This window comes from Bacillus cereus group sp. MYBK245-2, from assembly GCF_051916145.1.
In the GTDB taxonomy this organism is placed as follows: domain Bacteria; phylum Bacillota; class Bacilli; order Bacillales; family Bacillaceae_G; genus Bacillus_A; species Bacillus_A pacificus.
Map to the genome: position 1 here is coordinate 147,009 of NZ_JBQAGB010000006.1, position 19,268 is coordinate 166,276.

Sequence of the window (19,268 nt, forward strand, 5' to 3'; positions counted from 1 at the left end):
TTTCATTCTCTTATGAATGGGGGTTGCTTTTATTGTTTTGAAAATTTTTAATAATATGTTAAAATTTATTCTTGGTTTTAAGGAGAAAAGGGGAGTGAAGAAACATGCAAATACTACTAATACGCCACGGAGAATCAGAAGCTGATATCTTAAACGTACATGAAGGACGAGCTGATTTTGAATTGACAGAAAAGGGAAGACAGCAAGTGCAAAGGCTTGTACAGAAAGTGAAAGCAGATTTCCCGCCAGATTTCATTTGGGCAAGTACATTAAAACGGGCTCGCGAAACAGGTGAAATGTTAGCAGAAGGAATTGGATGCCCAATTCAATTAGAAGAGGAATTAATGGAGTTTAATAATGGAGTGCAAGCAGGTCTTTCGTTTGAAGAAGCAAAGAAATACCCAGAGCCAAAGTTCCTTCATGATCGTTTTGAAAACGGGGAATCATTTATTGAATTTAGAATGAGAATAGAAGGAATCTTTTCTAAAATCGTGACAGAGAATACATATGACCGAATTGCAATTGTTGCACATGGTGGTGTAATAAATAGTCTATTACGTGCTTTTTTCAAAATGCCCATTTCAATGGACTATTATTTTAAAATGGGAGATACGGGAATAAGCTTAATTGAAATGGATGGCGAACAAAAAACAGTACATTTCATTAATGATACGAATCATTTGGACGGGATGTAAAGATCTATGTACAAAGTAGTATTTTTTGATGTTGACGGTACGCTTTTAAGCGAAATTGATAGAAGTATGCATGAGAGCACAAAAGAAGCAATACAAAGATTAATAGAAAAAGGGATTCACGTAGTTGTTACAACAGGGAGACCATATAGCTTATGTTCGCAATTTAAGAAACTAGGCATAAATACGTTTATTTCTGCAAATGGTGCACATATCAAGTGTGGGGAATCAGTTATACATAAGTCAGTACTTTCAAGTGAAATCGTACATGATATCTCAGAGTTTGCAAAATTACATGGTCACGGTATTTCTTATTTTACCGAGGATTTTGCAATGAACGGAATAGCCTCGGATAATGAGCGTGTAATGCAAGCGCTTAGCGAGACGTTGAATTTAGAGAAGTATCCAGAAAAAAGCAGAGATTTGTCAGAAGAAATCTATTGTTTATGTCTGTATGCAGATGAAATAGAAGCTCAAAAATTTCTTGAAAGATATCCAGTACTTACGTTTGAACGTTTTCACGGTTACGTTATGAATGTGTTGGAAGATAATAAAGTATCAAAGGTAACTGCAATTCAAAAGGTATTAGAACACCTAAACATTTGCAAATCAGAAGCCATTGCTTTCGGCGACGGTAGAAATGATATTGAGATGTTGCAGTATGTAGAATTAGGTATTGCGATGGGGAATGCTGGAGAAGAGTTAAAAACAAGAGCTGATTTCGTTACAAAGAAGGCGAGTGAAGGTGGTATTTTATTTGCCTTAGAGAAGTTTCATATCGTCTAACATACCTTTATTGAAATAAAGGTATGTTAGGATCTTTTATATGCTCACATAGTAAAATATGAACTTGTCCACGATGATGATAAAAGTGTGTAACAATTTCCAGCAACCATTCAAAGCGTGAATAAGAAATACCCCAATAAGCAGTCTTAATTTCTGCTAATTGTTCATTGGAATAAGATAAAAAAGTTTTAGAAAGTAAATCGTAGCCCTGTATCATCGTTTTTTGCATTTGCGCAATTGTTTCGGGTGTTTGTTCTTTATAGAAAGTATGTAGCTCTTTTTCTGTAATACCATTTAAAATGAGTAAATCAGCATGGCAAATAAGAGAAAAATGTGCACACATTTCAAATAATGATCGCTTCGAGTGAATTGGTTGTATTTTTAATTCGTCTTCTTTATATCGGTTAAGCATTTGAATAGAAGTATCAACAGCAACTTGTAGTTGGTGTAATGCAGATTGTACAAACATTGTAATTCTCCTCTTCTCCGTATATAATAGTTTCTTGAGGGTATTATATCATACTCAAAATTCCGAAAATTCTAGTAGTTTGACTAGCATATTGAAAAGTATTATATTGTAAAAGGTCATATGAAACGTGAAATAGAATGGAATGCAATTATTGAGTTAGGAGTTAGACCAATGAGTTTGAAATATGGAAGAGATACAATTGTTGAAGTTGACTTAAATGCAGTAAAACATAATGTAAAAGAATTTAAAAAACGAGTGAATGATGAAAATATTGCAATGATGGCTGCTGTAAAAGCGAATGGGTATGGTCATGGGGCAGTTGAAGTTGCGAAAGCTGCTATTGAAGCTGGAATAAATCAGCTTGCAGTTGCGTTTGTAGATGAAGCGATAGAGTTAAGAGAAGCAGGAATTAACGTGCCGATTTTAATTTTAGGCTATACGTCAGTAGCAGCTGCGGAAGAAGCAATTCAATATGACGTTATGATGACTGTTTATAGAAGTGAAGATTTACAAGGTATAAATGAAATCGCAAACCGTCTTCAAAAGAAAGCGCAAATTCAAGTGAAAATTGATACAGGGATGAGTCGTATCGGTTTACAAGAAGAAGAGGTTAAACCATTTTTAGAAGAATTAAAACGTATGGAGTATGTGGAGGTAGTAGGAATGTTTACACATTACTCTACGGCAGATGAAATCGATAAATCATATACGAATATGCAAACAAGTTTATTTGAGAAAGCTGTCAATGCAGCAAAAGAATTAGGGATTCATATTCCATATATTCATAGTTCAAATAGTGCAGGTTCAATGGAACTTAGCAATACATTTCAAAATATGGTTCGTGTAGGTATTGGGATTTATGGAATGTATCCTTCAAAAGAGGTAGATCATTCAGTTGTTTCTCTGCAGCCTGCGTTGTCGTTAAAATCAAAAGTAGCCCATATTAAGCATGCGAAGAAAAATCGCGGTGTAAGTTATGGGAATACGTATGTAACGACTGGTGAAGAATGGATTGCCACTGTACCGATTGGTTATGCTGATGGCTATAACCGTCAGTTATCTAATAAAGGGTATGCATTAATAAATGGAGTTCGAGTACCTGTTATTGGTCGTGTTTGTATGGATCAGCTTATGTTAGACGTTTCAAAAGCAATGCCAGTACAAGTGGGAGACGAAGTAGTATTCTACGGTAAACAAGGCGAAGAAAACATCGCAGTAGAAGAAATAGCGGATATGTTAGGTACAATTAACTATGAAGTTACATGTATGTTAGACAGAAGAATTCCACGTGTATATAAAGAAAATAATGAAACGACTGCTATTGTAAATATACTAAGAAAAAACTGAATCGATATGATTCAGTTTTTTTATTTTTGACAAATGAAAAACGCTCTATTTGTACCGTGTGTTTGAATGTTTTTAAAACCTACGGATTCTAGTGAAGAAATTATTTCTTCATTTGAATAACAAGCTTCCTCAAAAGAAAAGTCACTTCTTGTCCAATTATGATCTATGTCATGCTGAAATAGTATAAAGTTCATTTCTGCTTTTTTATTTTCATCATCATATGTAGAATCAATCGTACAAACATATTCATCCGCTGAAATATGAAACGAAGCAATCCAATTTTCAAGAAACCCTTTCTCCATATTCATATCAAATACGAATGTACCTTCGTTATGTAATACGGAATAAACATTACGAAAAACACGTTTTAATTCATCTAATTTTAAAATATGGTTTAAACTATCGCCAGTAGAGATAACATATTGAAATTGCTCATTTATGTTGAAATAGCGAGCATCATCGACGATAAAGGTTGCGTTTGGCGCGTTTTGACGTGCGTATTCAATCATTTGGGCAGAACCATCTATACCAGTTACTACAAAAGTATTATCAATTAATTTCTTAGTAAGGTGACCAGTCCCGCAGCAAAGATCTAAAATATGAGAATGTGGTGGTGCATATTGTAAAACAAGTTTTTCCAAAAGTAGATAGGAGTGTTCAGCATAATGCCCCCAATGCTTATTATAAATGGATGCGAAAATATCATAATCAGAATACATTAGTTTTTTAGACACATGCATTCACCTCAAAATTCATTACACTATAATAGTCATGCTTCGTTTTCATTTCAAAACCACTTTGTGTATATAGTTGTAAAGCATTGATGTTTTTTGTTTCCACGTCTAATTCAATTGTTGAAGCTCCTTCTGTAATAAGGGTATGTACCATATAACTAAGAATATCTTTTCCGTATCCTTTACCTTGATAGGAAGGATGAACGGCAAATCCTGATAGTATAGTAGATTGCTCTTGCTTCGAAACTGTAATCGTTCCTATCACTTTTTCATCGATAAGAGCACTGTAAACTTGATGAGAAGGTGAATTCATCATTTTTTGTAGCCATATAGAGGTATTTTCTACTGAATCTCCAAAAGCTTTACTAGAAATTTCAATAAGGTCAAGGAGTGATTTTGAAGATGCTAGAGTAAGTTGTATAGCATTCTTCGTTCTTTTTTGCGCTTCATTTGCTTTGAACTCCATACCATATTCACTATATAAATAAGGCAGCTTCATATGTATTGCAAATGCTTTCCCAGAAGCAGAATCCCCATTCATAATAAGAAGAGCTTCGTCTGCCTCCCTTAATCGTATTTCTTTCATTGCGGTTTGTAAAAGAGTAGTACCTATATGTTGTTTCCTATAGTTTGGATGAACAAAACCTATTAACTCCAGTTTTGTCGGTCTTTCAAAGTCATACATACTTAATACACCGACTAATTTTGTATCGTCATAAAATAGAAAATCATTTATCTCTTCTTTATTACGAGCAGTTAAAAAGTTTACATGTAAATCTGACGAATAATCAATTCGATCGTGTTGCCAGCAAATATGAGCTAAAGCTTTCATTTGCTGAATTTCGTCCGTTGTTAAAGATTTCTTTCGTTCAATATTCATTTCATAATCCCCCACATTCGTATTTAAAAATAGGATGGATGACTTAACCATTTTTCTAATTCCACACTTCCTTGAACAGATAACAGTCGGTATAAATAACGGTAAGGCTGTCTACACTTTTCAAGTTGAGGAATTGGCATAATTGTTTCGTAACCACTTTTAAAGGCATGAGCTTCTTTTTCGGTAAGTACATATTCTAGTCCGATAAAATCAAACTCTCGAGGAGCAACTGCGTAAGCTTCTGTATCTACTAAACCTGTAATAGTTGTACCATCTGATAAAAACTGAGTAGGGTCCATATCAATTAAAACGAGCGTAGATTCCTTTGGTGTTGGCAAGGAAGAAAGCTGTGATTCAAAAGCAGGAAATGAATTACGGATGCTCGCATTATCAGAATAAAACCTATTTACAAGTTCTTTACTGACTTTTAATATGTGAGACTTAAATTCTTCTAGTGGAACTTGGAAAGTACATGATGGGTTTCCTATATAATCAGCATTACATTTATGTATTTCTGCAAGTCCTTTTCCGAGACTGATTAAAACAGAATCTGGTTGTCCGATAAAAGATTGAACTGTATTACCTGTTAACTTTTCGACCACAACGAATTCACGGCCATTTAAAATATGTTTTTCTAATATTGTTGGGATGGGAAGATTCGTATGTTTTTGCAGCAACGTATGTAAAGCTTCTAAATGATGGACATTCCTTGGATCAATTCCAAATAGTTTTTTGCATCCCCACCAAAAATCATTATTTGGTTCTTCATTCATTTTAGAAGAACGAACGATGACTTCAGTATCTTCTGTTCGGACGAGAAACACATCGCTTGCATGGTCTTCATAACCTGGGTGTAAAACTTGAACAGATAAAATAGGTGAAGCGAAGAGTTGTTGTAGCATGAAGACACTCCTTTTTCTGTGAATTCGATAAATTCATTATATAACAGAATGTGTACGAAGTGGATAATGATAGGGACAACATAGAACTTAAATAAATTTACGGTGAGAAATCAGTGTGAAAATCATATTTTTCTACTTTTGTATGAATTGTCAAAATAATTTTTGATGATAAATCTGTAAAAATACAAAATATAAATCTCATATTTTTCAGTAAATGAAGAGCTAAGCACACTTTCAATAGGGGTATAAAGTAGGGTATGAAAAATATTTCTCAATAATAAAATGAAGAGAAAAATGTGAAGAAATAGAATAGATTCCTTTATAATAGTTTTAAATTGATTAATATAATTAATTATTAATAATATTAGATAGGAGAGAATATGATGGCAAACGTACTCGTAATAAATTTCCCTGGAGAAGGTCATATAAATCCGACTTTAGCTATTGTAAGTGAGTTAATTCGGCGAGGGGAGACAGTTGTTTCGTATTGTATTGAAGATTATAGAAAGAAGATTGAAGCAACGGGTGCACAATTCCGAGTGTTTGAGAATTTCCTCTCTCAAATTAATATTATGGAACGAGTAAATGAAGGTGGGAGTCCTTTGACGATGCTGTCTCATATGATGGAAGCATCAGAACGTATTGTTACTCAAATTGTAGAAGAAACAAAAGGGGAAAAGTACGATTATTTGATATATGATAATCACTTTCCAGTAGGACGTATTATAGCCAATGTTTTAAAGTTACCTAGTGTTTCTTCTTGTACAACGTTTGCTTTTAATCAGTACATTACTTTTAACGATGAACATGAATCAAGAGAAGTAGATGAAACGAATCCATTGTATCAATCTTGTTTAGCGGGAATGGAAAAATGGAACAAACAGTATGGAATGAAATGTAATAGTATGTATGATATTATGAACCATCCTGGTGATATTACAATTGTGTATACTTCAAAGGAATATCAGCCGCGTTCAGATGTATTCGATGAATCGTATAAGTTTGTTGGCCCATCAATTGCTACTCGAAAAGAAGTAGGTAGCTTTCCTATGGAAGATTTAAAAGATGAAAAATTGATTTTCATTTCTATGGGAACAGTTTTTAATGAACAACCTGAGTTATATGAAAAATGTTTTGAAGCGTTTAAAGATGTAGAAGCGACAGTCGTATTAGTTGTTGGTAAGAAGATAAATATAAGTCAATTTGAAAACATTCCGAATAACTTTAAGTTGTATAATTATGTGCCGCAATTAGAACTATTACAGTATGCTGATGTATTCGTGACACACGGTGGCATGAATAGTTCGAGTGAAGCACTATATTACGGTGTCCCGTTAGTTGTAATTCCGGTAACAGGAGATCAGCCTTTAGTTGCGAAACGAGTGAATGAAGTAGGGGCAGGAATAAGGCTTAATCGTAAAGAATTAACTTCTGAATTGTTACGTGAGTCTGTAAAGAAAGTGATGAATGATGGAACGTTTAAGGAAAATAGTCGTAAAGTTGGAGAGTCACTTCGAAATGCTGGTGGGTATAATAGGGCAGTTGATGAAATATTAAAAATGAAAATGAATTCATACTCAAAACTTAAATAAATGTTTGGAGCACACTTACTGTAATATGTAAGTGTGTTTCTATAAATAAATTACATAAAAAATCATTGTAAAGGTGAAACTTTTGTGTATATAAACTGATATCTTTGAATTAGCATTGAAATTACGTTAAAATAATACTAAGAAAATATATAAGTTTTGGGGGTAATGAATGAAGAAAGTATTTGAATACATATTATTAACAATTGGCTCGATTATTGTAGCGGGTTCATTGGAGCTTATTTTAGCACCTAACGGATTAGTAGATGGCGGGGTAACGGCTATTGCTATTATGGCGAATAAAGTTGCTGGGTTACCGCTTTATGGGGTGTTCTTAGGAATTAATATCCCGATTTTATTATTTACTGCAAAAGTAATGGGAAAGAAGTTCTTTATCCGTACGTCTTATGCAAACGTTGTGACAACACTCGGATTGATTTATTTAAAACCATTTCCAGCAATTACAACTTCTGAATTGTTAATTGTTCTTTATGGAGGAGTTCTATTTGGTGTTGGTGTAGGGATTGTAGTAAAAATGGGCGGAGCAATTGATGGATCAGAAATGTTAGCTGTTTGGATGAATAAGCATTTTAAAGTGCCAATTAGTACATTTTTACTTGCTGTAAATGCAGTTATTTTCATCTTTGTTGCCATTTTGTTTTCAATTGAACAAGCGATGTTCTCATTAGCAATTTTCTATATTGTTACGAAGATGATTGATTTCATATTAGATGGCATTAATCAAGGAAAGAGCGTTATGATTATTTCTGGCAAAAATAAAGAAATAGGCGATCTACTTATGAAAGAATTGCAATTATCCGTTACATATCTACATGGAGAAGGTGGTTTTTTAGGAGAACATAAGAGAATCATTTATTGTATTACAAACCGTTTCATTTATCCGAAAATGAAAGATCTCGTTCTCTCTGTAGATCCAACTGCTATAATTGAAGCGTCTTATTCAACAGAAACAACTGGTGTCAAACGTCCGGGAAGGGCAGCGAGATCAGAAAAATAGTGAATGAAATAGCTCCACGTAAGTTATACTTACGTGGAGCTATTCTTATTTGGGGAACCAGGCCTTTTTCAATAATTGGACAACGGTTTCGATACGATTCTCTGGAATACTACCAAAACCGAGTAATACATATGACTCCTCCCTCAAATTATGAACAGAATCGTATGTCGAGAGAGGGTATAACTTAATACGTTGTTTTGCAGCTGCATGAATAAGTTCTTGTTCGTTCATACCATTATGAACGTGAAGTACAATATGAAGTCCAGATTGTTCACCGAGTATATGCACGTTATTCCCCATCTCGTTTGTAATAGATTTAATTAAAGAAATATGCTTTCTTTTATATAACGTACGACTTCGGTTAATATGACGTTCCCAATCCCCACTTTGAATAAAGGTAGCAAAGGTAAGTTGTTGCATTGTAGAAACCGTTTGTTTATACATGCCACCAAGTTCTTTATAGGTTTTTAGCAGATGAGGTGGTAAAACGATATATCCCATTCGTAAAGAAGGTAAAAAAGATTTCGAAAAAGTTCCCATATAAATAACACGTTCATTTGAATCTAGTCCTTGTAAAGAAGGAATAGGTTTTCCAATATAGCGAAATTCTCCATCATAATCATCTTCAATAATATACCCTTTACAATCATTCGCCCATTTTAATAACTCGAGTCTTCTAGATAACGGCATAATGATTCCGAGTGGAAATTGGTGAGATGGAGTGACATATGCCACATTGGAACCCGATTCACGTAAAGCAGAAATATGAATTCCTTTATCATCTAAAGGGATAGGGTGAACAGGAAGTCCAGAACTTTGAATCATAGCAGGTATACGGTGAAATCCAGGGTTTTCAATTCCGTATTCTTTTTTTGAACCAAGTAGTTGAAGGAGTAGCCAAAGAAGAGGCTGCGTACCTGCTCCAATAATAATTTGATCGGGTGAAGAATGTACCCCGCGAGCATGATATAAATATTTTGAAATATGTTCTCGTAGAACGAGCTCACCTTGTGGATCCTCTTTGGCAAATAATTCATTTTCATACTGAAATAAAGTTTCGTGTAATGCTCTTTTCCAGTTTGTTATGGGAAAAGCTTTTTGATCAATAAGTCCTTGACTACAATCATAATCATATTGTTCTTTTTCTTTATTGTTAGCACTGTTTGACGCAATTTGTTGTTTCTTTTGAATGATATCAATATCTACTTCCGCAACAAAAATCCCGCGTTTCGGTTTGCTTTCTACATAACCTTCAGCTAGTAATTGTTGATAAGCGGATTCAACTGTAATACGGCTCACATTAAGCTGCATAGCTAAATTTCTGTGAGAAGGAAGGCGTGTACCAGCACATAGTGATCCATGAGAGATTTCGCGTTTCATATATTTGTAAATTTGTAAGTAAATAGGTATTTTACTTTGTAACACTAAAGGAATATTCAGATCCATTTGTAGACGCTCCTTTTTATACTGGCCTTATAAAAAAGAATAGAACTGTCACTTAAACTAAGGGCAGTCGCTTTCTATAATGATGATATAACATTTAGAAAATTTTATAAATAGCAAGGGGCGAATCATAATGAATGTTAAAGCAGTAGTAACAGAAGCAGATTTACACGATGTATTTCCCGTATTACAACAATTAAGAACGAAAATTTCAAGAGAAGAGGCAAGTTCTTTATTTCAAAAAATGAAAGAAGAAAATTACAAACTATTTTCGCTACGTAACGAAGAGAATGAAGTTGTTAGTCTAGCTGGTGTAGCGATTTGTACGAATTTTTATAATGAGAAACATGTTTTTGTGTATGACCTTGTAACTGCGGAAGCTCACAGATCAAAAGGGTATGGTAAGGTTCTGCTGTCATATGTAGAAAAATGGGGGGAAGAAAAAGGATGCAGTTCTATCGTTCTTACATCTGCGTTTCCAAGAATTGATGCACATCGTTTTTATGAAAGAGAGGGCTTTAATAAGGTAAGCTATTCTTTTTATAAAGCGTTATAATATTAAGTAGGTTCCATATGTACAAATATATGGAACCTATTTTCTTTTTCAGATTTGAGCTAGGAACAGGTCTAGCAATATGATTTGTCGAATATTAGAAATTAAAAATAGAATCTTGAATTTAGAGAATGTTAGGAGCGTTTAAACTTGGAAAAAATAAAGGAATTATCTATACCAAATGATGTAAGAGTCATCATTATTTCTGATATTCATGGAGAATTAGATCTTTTTAAGGAACTATTATATAAAGTTAATTTTAACGATGAGGATTATTTAATTATTAATGGTGATCTTTGTGAGAAAGGAAGAAATAGTATTGGCGTCGTAAACTATGTCATGAATCTTGTAAAGAACAATTCAAATGTTCATGTTGTTGAAGGGAATTGTGAAGTTATAGTTGAAGCGCTTGTAAATGAAAATCCTGCTTTAATAAATTATTTGTGTACGCGGAAAAATACAATTTTTAATGAATGGCTAGCACAATTGAATATTAACGTTCATGAAGAGAGTGATATCCGTGAATTGAAAACAAAATTAATGAGCCATTTCTCAAAAGAAATAAAGTGGCTAACAGAATTACCAACAGCGATTGAAACGGAAGATTATATTTTTGTACATGCTGGCCTTGAAGATAGAGAGGATTGGAAAGAAACAGAACGAAAAAATGCGATAGCAATGCCGGAGTTTTTCAATCAATCACATAAAGTAAATAAGTATGTAGTTGTTGGACATTGGCCTGTTGTAAACTATTCAGAGAAGGCACCATCTAACAATCCTGTTATTGATAAGGAAAAAAAGATTATTGCAATTGACGGCGGAAATACGATTAAAGAGGCAGGACAATTAAATGCATTTATCATTCAGAGGAAACCAACAGGTGATAAGTTTTCTTATACATATGTAGACTGTTTTCCAGAGTATGAAGTAATAGCAGATTTTCATGCCGATGCAACAATGCAGGGCGGGGTTACCTATCCACATTATTACATAGAGCCTATTGAGAAGAAGCAAGATTACACAATATGCAGGCAAAAGGAAACGAATACATTACTTTCTGTGAAAGATGAATACATTAGGCAACTTGATTCAGGTGAATACACAGTGAAAACGGATATATCTTGTGCGCAAATAAGTGTAAGAAAAGGTGACATTGTTTCTCTTATTGATAGTAGCTGTTCAGGCTATGATTTAATTAAAAAAGATGGAGTAGAAGGCTGGATAGAGAAAGGGATTTTAGTTGAGATAGAAAAGACGAAAAAGAAAATATTTAGCTGAAATAGGAGGGATGTAACCTCCTATTTTTTTTAAGAAGTAGATTGCTTGCTATCTTTAATAAGTAAATAAATCGTACTCGGTAAAATGAAAAGCGTCATTCCTAAAATAATCGCTAGTATGGCATAACCTCTATATGGAGCAGAAACGATAAATGGAAGCCCCGCTAGGAAAATACCTGCTATCATCATTGAAATACTACAAATATTTGAAGCTCTTTTTTCAAGGTGCTTATCATTCCATTCCAATGAAACGGTTGATTTAGTCGTATCAATTTTGGAACTGAAATAACCTATTAATATAAATAAAAGCCCTAATGCTAAAAATATGAAATAATCAAGAGAAAGTGAAAAGCCAAGGGCGATAAGGGCAATGACAATATCAACAAAAAATAAGAATAGTAACATTGTGTTGCCGATCCAATGGAGAAATTTCTCGTTACTCGCTGCTTTAGATAAAGCTAAAAATAAAAAGAATAAGAAGGAACATATAATTATATTTACGATAACAAAAGTGCTTTTATCCATCATTGACGTAGGCGTTCCATTGAAGTCCCATTTCGTAACAATACTTGATGGTAAGAAGAAATAGAGAATAATATTTGTCGTAATAATAGTGAGAAACAAAGTGATACTAAATCGATTATTCATTGAATCACCAGCTTTCTACATGAATAATTGGTATCTTATAACAAAATTATACAATATAATAAACGATATTTGTTTTGATTTTTCAGAAAAAATATTATAATTATATATGAAATAAAGAGGAGTGTAGGAGGAAATTATGAAAAGCGTAATCGTAAAAGGGGATAGAGTAACAATTCGTACAATTGAAGAATCAGATATAAAAACATTATGGAATCTCGTGTTTAAAGAAGAAAATCCAGAGTGGAAAAAATGGGATGCACCGTATTTTCCGTTTTCGATGCAAGAATACTCAGCCTATAAGGAAAAGATGCAAACTCGTTTAAAAGAAGAACCTCTATCCAATTTAATTATAGAAAATAACGGTCAAGTTATAGGGACGGTCGGATTTTATTGGGAGTATAAACCGACGCGTTGGTTGGAGATGGGAATTGTTATTTATAATCCGGCTTACTGGAATGGTGGCTACGGTACAGAAGCGTTAACGTTATATCGAGATTTATTATTTGAGAAGATGGAGATTGGTAGAGTAGGGCTCACGACTTGGTCTGGCAATGAACGAATGATGAAAGTAGCTGAGAAAATAGGAATGACTTTAGAAGGTAGAATGCGCAAATGCCGTTATTATAACGGAACGTACTATGATTCTATTCGAATGGGAATGATTCGTGAAGAATGGGAAGCGCTATGTGTAACAAAGGGGTGAAGGGATATGTACGCTATTATTGCTACATTTGATCGTGTATTTACTAATAAAATTACAGAATTGCAAAATGAATTAACAAATATCATTGGCACAAATCAATTAGCCGGAGCAGAACCTCATATTACGTTAGCTGATTATAATGAGTTAAATGTTCATTTGTATAAGGAGAAATTAGGGGAGTTTGTAGTTATGCAAGAAAATACGGACCCAGTAACTTTTCCTTCTGTTGGAGTTTTTCCTACTAACGGAACAGTCTTTCTAGCACCGACTGTTACTGATGCATTGTTAAAATTACATCATTCTTATCATGATTATTTTAACAATTTTCATGACAACCCAAATTCATATTACGTACCGGGAAAGTGGGTTCCGCATTGTACGATTGCAAATAGATTACATACAAATCAGTTTTTAAGCGTAATGGAATATATTTATGAAAAATTTGATTTTGCAACAGCTTCAATTGAGAAATTAAAATTAATAAAGGTGAATTATGAAAATGGTTCTGCCATTTCTTCTAGTATATTAGCAGAATATAATTTAAAGAGAATGGAGACATCGAGATGACATATGTAATTAGAGAAATGAAGCAAGAAGATATTCATGCTGTACAATCAGTAGCGAAAATAGCTTGGCATGATACATACGAAGGCATTATTCCGAGAGAGACTCAAGACAGTTTTTTAGACGAGGCTTATTCTGATGAAAAAATGAAATATCGTCTTGAGAATACACATTTATTCGTTGCAGAAGAAGAGGGAGAAGTAATTGGCTTTGCAAATTTCTCACCTGTTAGACTGCAAAACGAAGCAGAATTAGGAGCAATTTATTTGTTACCAGATCAACAGGGGAAAGGGATAGGAAGTGCTTTATTACAAAAAGGGTTAACGGTATTAAAAGGAATTCGGAAACTATACATTCATGTAGAAGCAGCGAATGAAAAAGGAAAGCGGTTTTATGAAGCGAAAGGTTTTGCACAATTAGAGGAATTTGAAGAAGATTTTGAAGGGCATATGATGCAGACAGTAAGGATGGTTTTATACATATAAGGAGGACTAGAAGTGAAAATTTTTGATTTTAATGAAAAAGTAGGAAAGCAAATCACAGCATTTCAATCTAATTTCATAATGTCGAAAATAGTAAATCATCGAGGGAATATACATATCGGTGCTATGCATGTAAAAGAGAATGGAATAATTGGATATCATGAAGCAGTTGTATCGCAACTGCTTCTTATTGTGGACGGAGAAGGATATGTATGCGGGACAGATAAAGAAAAAGTGAAGGTGGAAGCGGGACAAGCTGTGTTTTGGGAGAAGGGTGAGTTTCATGAGACAAGTACAGAGCATGGATTAATGGCAATTGTTATGGAAGCGGAGGATCTTGAACGAGCGATATTAATGCCTATTAAAGAGGAGAGTTGTGAAAAATGATAGAAAAGGCAAATCGGGAAGAAACGGACGAAATAATACAATATGCAGCTCAATCGCTTTTTGAAGGTACGAGGGGAAATTGTCGTTTAAATACAGAGAAAGCGATTGAAATTACAAGGCCGATTGTAGAAAAGGGAGCGTATTATTTAGTCGTTAAAGAAGAAAACGTTGTAATGGGTTGGATATTAATAGGGGAAAATACGGACTATTTTTCTCATGAAAAACTAGGGTTTATATACGAATTATATGTTTTTCCAGAGTACCGCGGGAAAGGATTGTCAAGAAAGTTAATGGAGGCTGGTATTAAGGAATTACAAAAGAATTATTCAGAAATTCGTTTGAATGTATTTGCTGGAAATTTTGCAAAAGAGATGTACGAAGAGTTTGGTTTTGTTGAAAGACAGGTCATTATGACTTTGAAGTGAGAATAATAGTTTAAACGGGAGAAGAGAAAGAGTGAGAAAAGAAAATGAGTATGTTGTGTATTTACAAAGGTTGTATCCTGAATTACAAATAAATTCTGTTTATATAAATGAAATAGGTCAAAATAATGATGTGTTAATTGTAAATGATAATATAGTATTCCGGTTTCCGAAATATGAAAAAGGTATTCAGAAACTTCGAATAGAAACACAGTTACTAGAGAAAATAAGACCCTTCATTACGCTTCAAATTCCCAAGCCAAGTTATCAAGGGTTTCAAAATGAAGTACCAGGGAAAGTATTTGCAGGTTATGAGATGATTGAAGGAGACCCGTTTTGGAAAAATGTTTTTACGGAAATAAATGATGAAAAGCAATTACAAAAACTTGCGTGCACATTGGCGAGATTTTTAAAAGAGTTGCATGAAATTCCATTATCTACATTCGAAGGTATTATGCAATGTGATAGTACTGATATGTATTCAGAAATAAATAGTTTATATAGCCAATTAAAAGAACATGTTTATCCATTCATGAGAAATGTAGCGAGAAAAGAGGTCTCAACATCCTTTGAGTTATATTTAAATGAAAGTAGTCATTTTAACTTTACTCCTAGTCTTGTTCATGGGGACTTTGGCATGACAAACATTTTATATAGTGCAACAAAAAAGAATATTTCAGGGGTCATAGATTTTGGTGGAGCGAGCATTGGAGATCCGGCTTATGATTTTGCTGGGATATTAGCTAGTTATGGAGAAGAGTTTTTACAACTATTTGAAGCCTATTATCCTAATTTAGAAGCAGTAAAGGAGCGAATGGATTTTTATAAGAGTACATTTGCGCTTCAAGAAGCATTATTTGGCGTACTAAATAATGATAAGAAAGCTTTTGAAGCTGGAATAGCACCATATGTATAAAAGCCGATTTTAAATCGGCTTTTAATTATCGATACATCGTCCACATTCCAATGTCTTTAAAACCTAATCGTTTATAAATTCGTCCAGCAGCTGGATTGTTATAAAATAAACAAAGTGTTCGGCCTTCATTCGTAAAGTCCCGAATCATTTTTTGTAATATAAGCGAAGCATATCCGCTCCCGCGATAATTCGGATGTGTGCATACGCCAATTACCATAGCAGATAATGAATTTTCAGCAGATGTAGAGGCGGATGCAATAATAGCACCGTCTTTTTCAATATAATACGTACGTCCTGTATTTGTTTCGAGAGCTTGTCTTAATATTTTCTCTGATTCATTAGCAGTTGGGAATTCAGCGATGTTACTTCGTAATTGCATAATTCGCTCTACATCATCTAGTGTGGCAAGTTTAATGGTTTCTTGGGCAGGCGTACTAGGTAAGTTGTCGGCATCTAGACATTCACAAAAATACATTTCATTTTTAGTACCTAGTTGTATACTTGAAACGGTTTCAAATCGTTCAACAATAGTTGACTTACCAGAGAGTTTCAGCGGCTTATATGCGGAAAGAAGTGCCTCATAGTCAGTTACTACAAACTCTTCTTTACTATATGGTATAAATGAATCGTGAAAGCGGAGCAAAATTGATTTTAATGTCCCATTCTCTTTAAATACTCCCCATAGTTCTTGGAAATCTGTATCATAACCGAAAGCTTCAATATCTCCAATAATAAATAAGTTAAGGGCTGCTTCTTCTTTTAGGTAAGCGAATACTTGTTCATGATCTTTCTTTGTTAATTTTCGCATCATAACGAATCGACCTCTTTTTTATTTTTCTAAATATTACAACTTAATTTTTTTGAAAGCAATATAAAATTTTATGTTTAGTTCACAAACTTTCGGAAAAACTAGGAAAGATATGACAAAGGAGGTTATGAACGGTGGATCATCCAATTCAAGGGTTAATGAAAGCAGCAATGGAAAATTTAAAAGAAATGGTCGATGTAAATACGATTGTTGGAGAGCCTGTTCAAACGGCTGACGGTGGTGTGGTGTTAACGGTTTCTAAAGTAGCGTTCGGGTTTGGAGCAGGAGGTTCTGATTTCCAAACGAATGATGGACAAAGAGCGAACGGTAACCCTGCATTTGGTGGCGGTAGCGCGGGTGGTGTTTCTATTACACCAGTGGCATTTCTTGTAGTGAATAAAGAGGGAGTAAATATTCTTCATTTACAAAATGCGACACATTTAGCAGAGAAAATGATTGAATTAGCTCCACAAACAATTGATAAGATTCAATCGATGTTCCAAAAAAATGAAAAGAAAGAGGGAAATCATCATCCTCAAAACCCAGATGAAATCCTTTAAAAACGCCTGCTTACGAGCAGGTGTTTTTTCTTGTAATCACTATGTAATAAAACACATGAAATTGTAAATAGTTTTTGAAGTTTTTTCTATGTTTCTAAAATTTTTCATGTTAAAATATGCTATAGAATTGAAACATATAAAACGAAGGTGGCTAGGTGCTTTGTCTGGAGGATCTGACCAAGTAAAGAATATGATATATATTAATGGTAATCGTCGAGGTCATTGTTTTATTACATCAGGAATTACGTTTAAAGAGTTTGCAAGTAACATCCCTTCACCGCTTCATCAAGTGTTGCTTTTAAAGCATAATTTTGAATGGACAGATTTTCATTATCATACTTTATTTGAATATGTTGAGGAAGAAAATATACATAAGTTAATTCAAGCAGAGATTGATGAATTTGATGAATTTTGTTGGGTAGATTTTGATGATGCAAGCGATTTAGATGAACTAGAGCCAAAAGAAATTGCAGAACTTTTATATTTGGCTCACAAAAAAGAACCACTTGCAAGAACGTTCTTTCCGTTATTGAAAAATAGATTTGTTTATTTTTCACATGATGACGGATGGTACAACAAAGTGTATTATCGTAGAATTGCTGATTTTGTAGGAATGTTAAGTAAAGTCATTCCTTATAAACTCGGTGCTTTCGGTAAGAAACGTTTTTCTTTCTTCCAAAAATCAAAAATTTTCCCAGCAATTTCAAAAGAAGTGATTATGGGGCTTATTCCATTAATGGAAGATGGTCTTTATATTGATCTGGCAGGGAAAATTGAGTCAAGAAGGGGTCTTGAAATTCCGGTATATGTAGTGGGTTCGTATGAAAGTACGGATGAGGTACTAGATAATATCGATGAATTGAAAGAAGAAGCGACAGAGACTGGTTGGCTTATTTTTGATAAGAAAGAACAAGAGTGGCAATGGGTTGTAGACTAAGAAAACTTGGCGCATGCAGTCAAGTTTTCTTGTCTTTTGAAAGGAGTACAAATGAAGAAATATTATACAATTGTGGGTATTGTAAGTATTATTCTCGTGGCAATATTACTTATAACTTGTCCGAAAGAATCAGATTTTAAATTGTATCTGGAAGATAAGTATGCATTGAAATGTGATGAGAGTAGTTTTGAATGCACACAAAATGTAGATGGTAAAAAAGAAAAACTAAAATTTGAAAGTACAGATGCACGAAATGGTGTATTCTTTATGACTGTAAAGCAAACATTTAAAACTGAAGCTGGTGTTACGAAAGAATATAGCGGAGTAGGAATGTTTGGTACATTTCTTTTTGTTTCAGAGAAGACTTTCTAGTAATAGAAGGTCTTTTTCTTATGCTTATGTTCATATAGATGAAGTAAGACAAGCATAGGAGGGGTATTGATGAAGAACACATGTATTGTTTGCGGCGGTGAGGAGTTTTTCTCTTCTACATTATATGCACGTACGAAACAAGACTGGGCATATGCGCCAAATATGTACCGTTTTGAAAAGGTGTTTATTGAGCATAGGGATGAAGAAAATTATCCAGTGTTTCAAGAAATTACAGCGAAACATTGCTGTGGATGCGGTCATATTATGTTGTATCACGAATGAACACACCAAGTATAACTTGGTGTGTTTTTTTAAAACGCTGACAAAGCAAGCGGATAAAGTAAAGTAAATAAAACAGAAAAACTACCAAAACCAATTGCTGTATATCCAAGTGTTCTTGCTCCAAAATTGACAGCTAATAAGCCAATTAAAATTGCAAGGGAACCGAGTGTAACTGGATAAAATGCAATTGAGAAAAGCGAAAGAAATAAAGCGACATAACCTATCATTGCACCGGTATTTGTACCTTCTATTTCATTTGCAATTTCTTTACGCTTATGTCTAATTGGTATGCCAGCTGGTGATATTTCAGCTGCATACTCTTCGTTTTTTTCACCACTTTTAAAATGATGATTTCTCTTTCTTCGCATGTACATCCCTCTCTTTCAATTGGGTGTACCTATAGTATCTTTCATAAAGAGAAGAACATGAGTATGAGTTAAACCCAAGTAAAGCAAAAATTGGAGAATAAAGATTCCATCGTTAGCATGTACATCTCC

The 19,268-nt window shown here is 33.9% G+C and carries 25 protein-coding genes; 17 read left to right on the plus strand and 8 right to left on the minus strand.

From position 1 onward, the window contains the following. Nucleotides 1–104: 104 nt before the first annotated feature. Both ACTFRN_RS12825 and ACTFRN_RS12830 read left to right on the plus strand, forming a co-directional pair. The gene (locus ACTFRN_RS12825; RefSeq protein ID WP_001166461.1) at nt 105–695 is read left to right on the plus strand and encodes a histidine phosphatase family protein; all 591 of its coding nucleotides are present in this window, start codon (nt 105–107) and stop codon (nt 693–695) included. Nucleotides 696–701: 6 nt separating this feature from the next. Next, nucleotides 702–1,478: a Cof-type HAD-IIB family hydrolase gene (locus tag ACTFRN_RS12830; RefSeq protein ID WP_074567846.1), complete on the plus strand. Its 777-nt coding sequence runs from the start codon at nt 702–704 to the stop codon at nt 1,476–1,478. Between the two features lie 7 nt (nt 1,479–1,485). On the opposite strand, the gene ACTFRN_RS12835 is transcribed toward ACTFRN_RS12830, so the two are convergent. Beyond that, a complete protein-coding gene (locus ACTFRN_RS12835) occupies nt 1,486–1,947 on the minus strand; it encodes a DinB family protein (protein WP_000498026.1) in 462 nt (153 codons plus the stop codon). A 171-nt stretch (nt 1,948–2,118) separates the two neighbouring features. Here ACTFRN_RS12835 and alr point away from each other — a divergent pair, with 171 nt between their 5' ends. Further along, the gene (gene alr, locus ACTFRN_RS12840) at nt 2,119–3,294 is read left to right on the plus strand and encodes an alanine racemase (protein WP_011040256.1); all 1,176 of its coding nucleotides are present in this window, start codon (nt 2,119–2,121) and stop codon (nt 3,292–3,294) included. Between the two features lie 20 nt (nt 3,295–3,314). Here alr and ACTFRN_RS12845 read toward each other — a convergent pair whose 3' ends face one another. From ACTFRN_RS12845 to ACTFRN_RS12855, 3 genes are read right to left on the minus strand one after another with little or no spacing between them, the layout of a single operon-like run. Then, complete coding sequence (locus tag ACTFRN_RS12845) at nt 3,315–4,028, minus strand: class I SAM-dependent methyltransferase (protein WP_000038612.1); 714 nt, start codon at nt 4,026–4,028, stop codon at nt 3,315–3,317. Continuing rightward, nucleotides 4,021–4,908: a GNAT family N-acetyltransferase gene (locus ACTFRN_RS12850; RefSeq protein WP_001019755.1), complete on the minus strand. Its 888-nt coding sequence runs from the start codon at nt 4,906–4,908 to the stop codon at nt 4,021–4,023. Before ACTFRN_RS12850 ends, ACTFRN_RS12845 begins: the two co-directional genes overlap by 8 nt. 23 nt (nt 4,909–4,931) lie before the next feature. Further along, nucleotides 4,932–5,810: a nitrate reductase gene (locus ACTFRN_RS12855; protein WP_074567848.1), complete on the minus strand. Its 879-nt coding sequence runs from the start codon at nt 5,808–5,810 to the stop codon at nt 4,932–4,934. Nucleotides 5,811–6,193: 383 nt separating this feature from the next. Between ACTFRN_RS12855 and ACTFRN_RS12860 the strand changes: the two genes are divergently transcribed. Beyond that, nucleotides 6,194–7,402 (plus strand): macrolide family glycosyltransferase, encoded by a 1,209-nt coding sequence (locus ACTFRN_RS12860; RefSeq protein ID WP_074567849.1) that lies wholly within the window; start codon nt 6,194–6,196, stop codon nt 7,400–7,402. Nucleotides 7,403–7,571: 169 nt separating this feature from the next. Beyond that, on the plus strand, nt 7,572–8,417 hold the full coding sequence (locus tag ACTFRN_RS12865) for a YitT family protein (RefSeq protein WP_000755119.1): 846 nt from the start codon (nt 7,572–7,574) through the stop codon (nt 8,415–8,417). Nucleotides 8,418–8,462: 45 nt separating this feature from the next. Here ACTFRN_RS12865 and pdxR read toward each other — a convergent pair whose 3' ends face one another. Next, the gene (gene pdxR, locus ACTFRN_RS12870; protein WP_074567850.1) at nt 8,463–9,863 is read right to left on the minus strand and encodes a MocR-like pyridoxine biosynthesis transcription factor PdxR; all 1,401 of its coding nucleotides are present in this window, start codon (nt 9,861–9,863) and stop codon (nt 8,463–8,465) included. A gap of 130 nt (nt 9,864–9,993) precedes the next feature. Between pdxR and ACTFRN_RS12875 the strand changes: the two genes are divergently transcribed. Continuing rightward, the gene (locus tag ACTFRN_RS12875; RefSeq protein ID WP_016717300.1) at nt 9,994–10,416 is read left to right on the plus strand and encodes a GNAT family N-acetyltransferase; all 423 of its coding nucleotides are present in this window, start codon (nt 9,994–9,996) and stop codon (nt 10,414–10,416) included. A gap of 147 nt (nt 10,417–10,563) precedes the next feature. After that, nucleotides 10,564–11,691, plus strand: coding sequence for a metallophosphoesterase (locus ACTFRN_RS12880; protein ID WP_049113945.1), 1,128 nt, complete (start codon nt 10,564–10,566; stop codon nt 11,689–11,691). A gap of 29 nt (nt 11,692–11,720) precedes the next feature. On the opposite strand, the gene ACTFRN_RS12885 is transcribed toward ACTFRN_RS12880, so the two are convergent. Next, a complete protein-coding gene (locus ACTFRN_RS12885) occupies nt 11,721–12,338 on the minus strand; it encodes a DUF1648 domain-containing protein (RefSeq protein ID WP_074567851.1) in 618 nt (205 codons plus the stop codon). 136 nt (nt 12,339–12,474) lie between these two features. Here ACTFRN_RS12885 and ACTFRN_RS12890 point away from each other — a divergent pair, with 136 nt between their 5' ends. The 6 genes from ACTFRN_RS12890 to ACTFRN_RS12915 are packed head-to-tail and all read left to right on the plus strand — an operon-like array spanning nt 12,475 to nt 15,812. Next, complete coding sequence (locus ACTFRN_RS12890; protein WP_074567852.1) at nt 12,475–13,041, plus strand: GNAT family N-acetyltransferase; 567 nt, start codon at nt 12,475–12,477, stop codon at nt 13,039–13,041. Between the two features lie 6 nt (nt 13,042–13,047). After that, complete coding sequence (locus ACTFRN_RS12895; protein WP_014893803.1) at nt 13,048–13,608, plus strand: 2'-5' RNA ligase family protein; 561 nt, start codon at nt 13,048–13,050, stop codon at nt 13,606–13,608. After that, a complete protein-coding gene (locus tag ACTFRN_RS12900; protein WP_000222828.1) occupies nt 13,605–14,090 on the plus strand; it encodes a GNAT family N-acetyltransferase in 486 nt (161 codons plus the stop codon). Before ACTFRN_RS12895 ends, ACTFRN_RS12900 begins: the two co-directional genes overlap by 4 nt. A 12-nt stretch (nt 14,091–14,102) precedes the next feature. Beyond that, nucleotides 14,103–14,474, plus strand: a complete 372-nt coding sequence (locus ACTFRN_RS12905; RefSeq protein ID WP_074567853.1) for a cupin — start codon at nt 14,103–14,105, stop codon at nt 14,472–14,474. Then, nucleotides 14,471–14,899, plus strand: a complete 429-nt coding sequence (locus tag ACTFRN_RS12910; RefSeq protein ID WP_000570288.1) for a GNAT family N-acetyltransferase — start codon at nt 14,471–14,473, stop codon at nt 14,897–14,899. Before ACTFRN_RS12905 ends, ACTFRN_RS12910 begins: the two co-directional genes overlap by 4 nt. Before the next feature lie 31 nt (nt 14,900–14,930). Further along, nucleotides 14,931–15,812: a phosphotransferase family protein gene (locus ACTFRN_RS12915; RefSeq protein ID WP_014893801.1), complete on the plus strand. Its 882-nt coding sequence runs from the start codon at nt 14,931–14,933 to the stop codon at nt 15,810–15,812. A 25-nt stretch (nt 15,813–15,837) separates the two neighbouring features. Here ACTFRN_RS12915 and ACTFRN_RS12920 read toward each other — a convergent pair whose 3' ends face one another. Further along, nucleotides 15,838–16,623, minus strand: coding sequence for a GNAT family N-acetyltransferase (locus tag ACTFRN_RS12920; RefSeq protein ID WP_049113953.1), 786 nt, complete (start codon nt 16,621–16,623; stop codon nt 15,838–15,840). A gap of 131 nt (nt 16,624–16,754) precedes the next feature. Between ACTFRN_RS12920 and ytfJ the strand changes: the two genes are divergently transcribed. From ytfJ to ACTFRN_RS12940, 4 genes are all read left to right on the plus strand, one after another. Next, entirely contained in the window at nt 16,755–17,180 is a 426-nt protein-coding gene (gene ytfJ / locus ACTFRN_RS12925) for a GerW family sporulation protein (protein WP_014893800.1), read from the plus strand. A 160-nt stretch (nt 17,181–17,340) separates the two neighbouring features. After that, entirely contained in the window at nt 17,341–18,117 is a 777-nt protein-coding gene (locus ACTFRN_RS12930) for an oxalate:formate antiporter (protein ID WP_000014090.1), read from the plus strand. A 51-nt stretch (nt 18,118–18,168) separates the two neighbouring features. Beyond that, a complete protein-coding gene (locus tag ACTFRN_RS12935) occupies nt 18,169–18,489 on the plus strand; it encodes a hypothetical protein (protein WP_000761181.1) in 321 nt (106 codons plus the stop codon). A gap of 69 nt (nt 18,490–18,558) precedes the next feature. Next, the gene (locus ACTFRN_RS12940; protein WP_000798747.1) at nt 18,559–18,771 is read left to right on the plus strand and encodes a hypothetical protein; all 213 of its coding nucleotides are present in this window, start codon (nt 18,559–18,561) and stop codon (nt 18,769–18,771) included. 29 nt (nt 18,772–18,800) lie between these two features. On the opposite strand, the gene ACTFRN_RS12945 is transcribed toward ACTFRN_RS12940, so the two are convergent. Further along, entirely contained in the window at nt 18,801–19,139 is a 339-nt protein-coding gene (locus ACTFRN_RS12945; protein ID WP_001253196.1) for a hypothetical protein, read from the minus strand. Between the last annotated feature and the right edge of the window lie 129 nt (nt 19,140–19,268).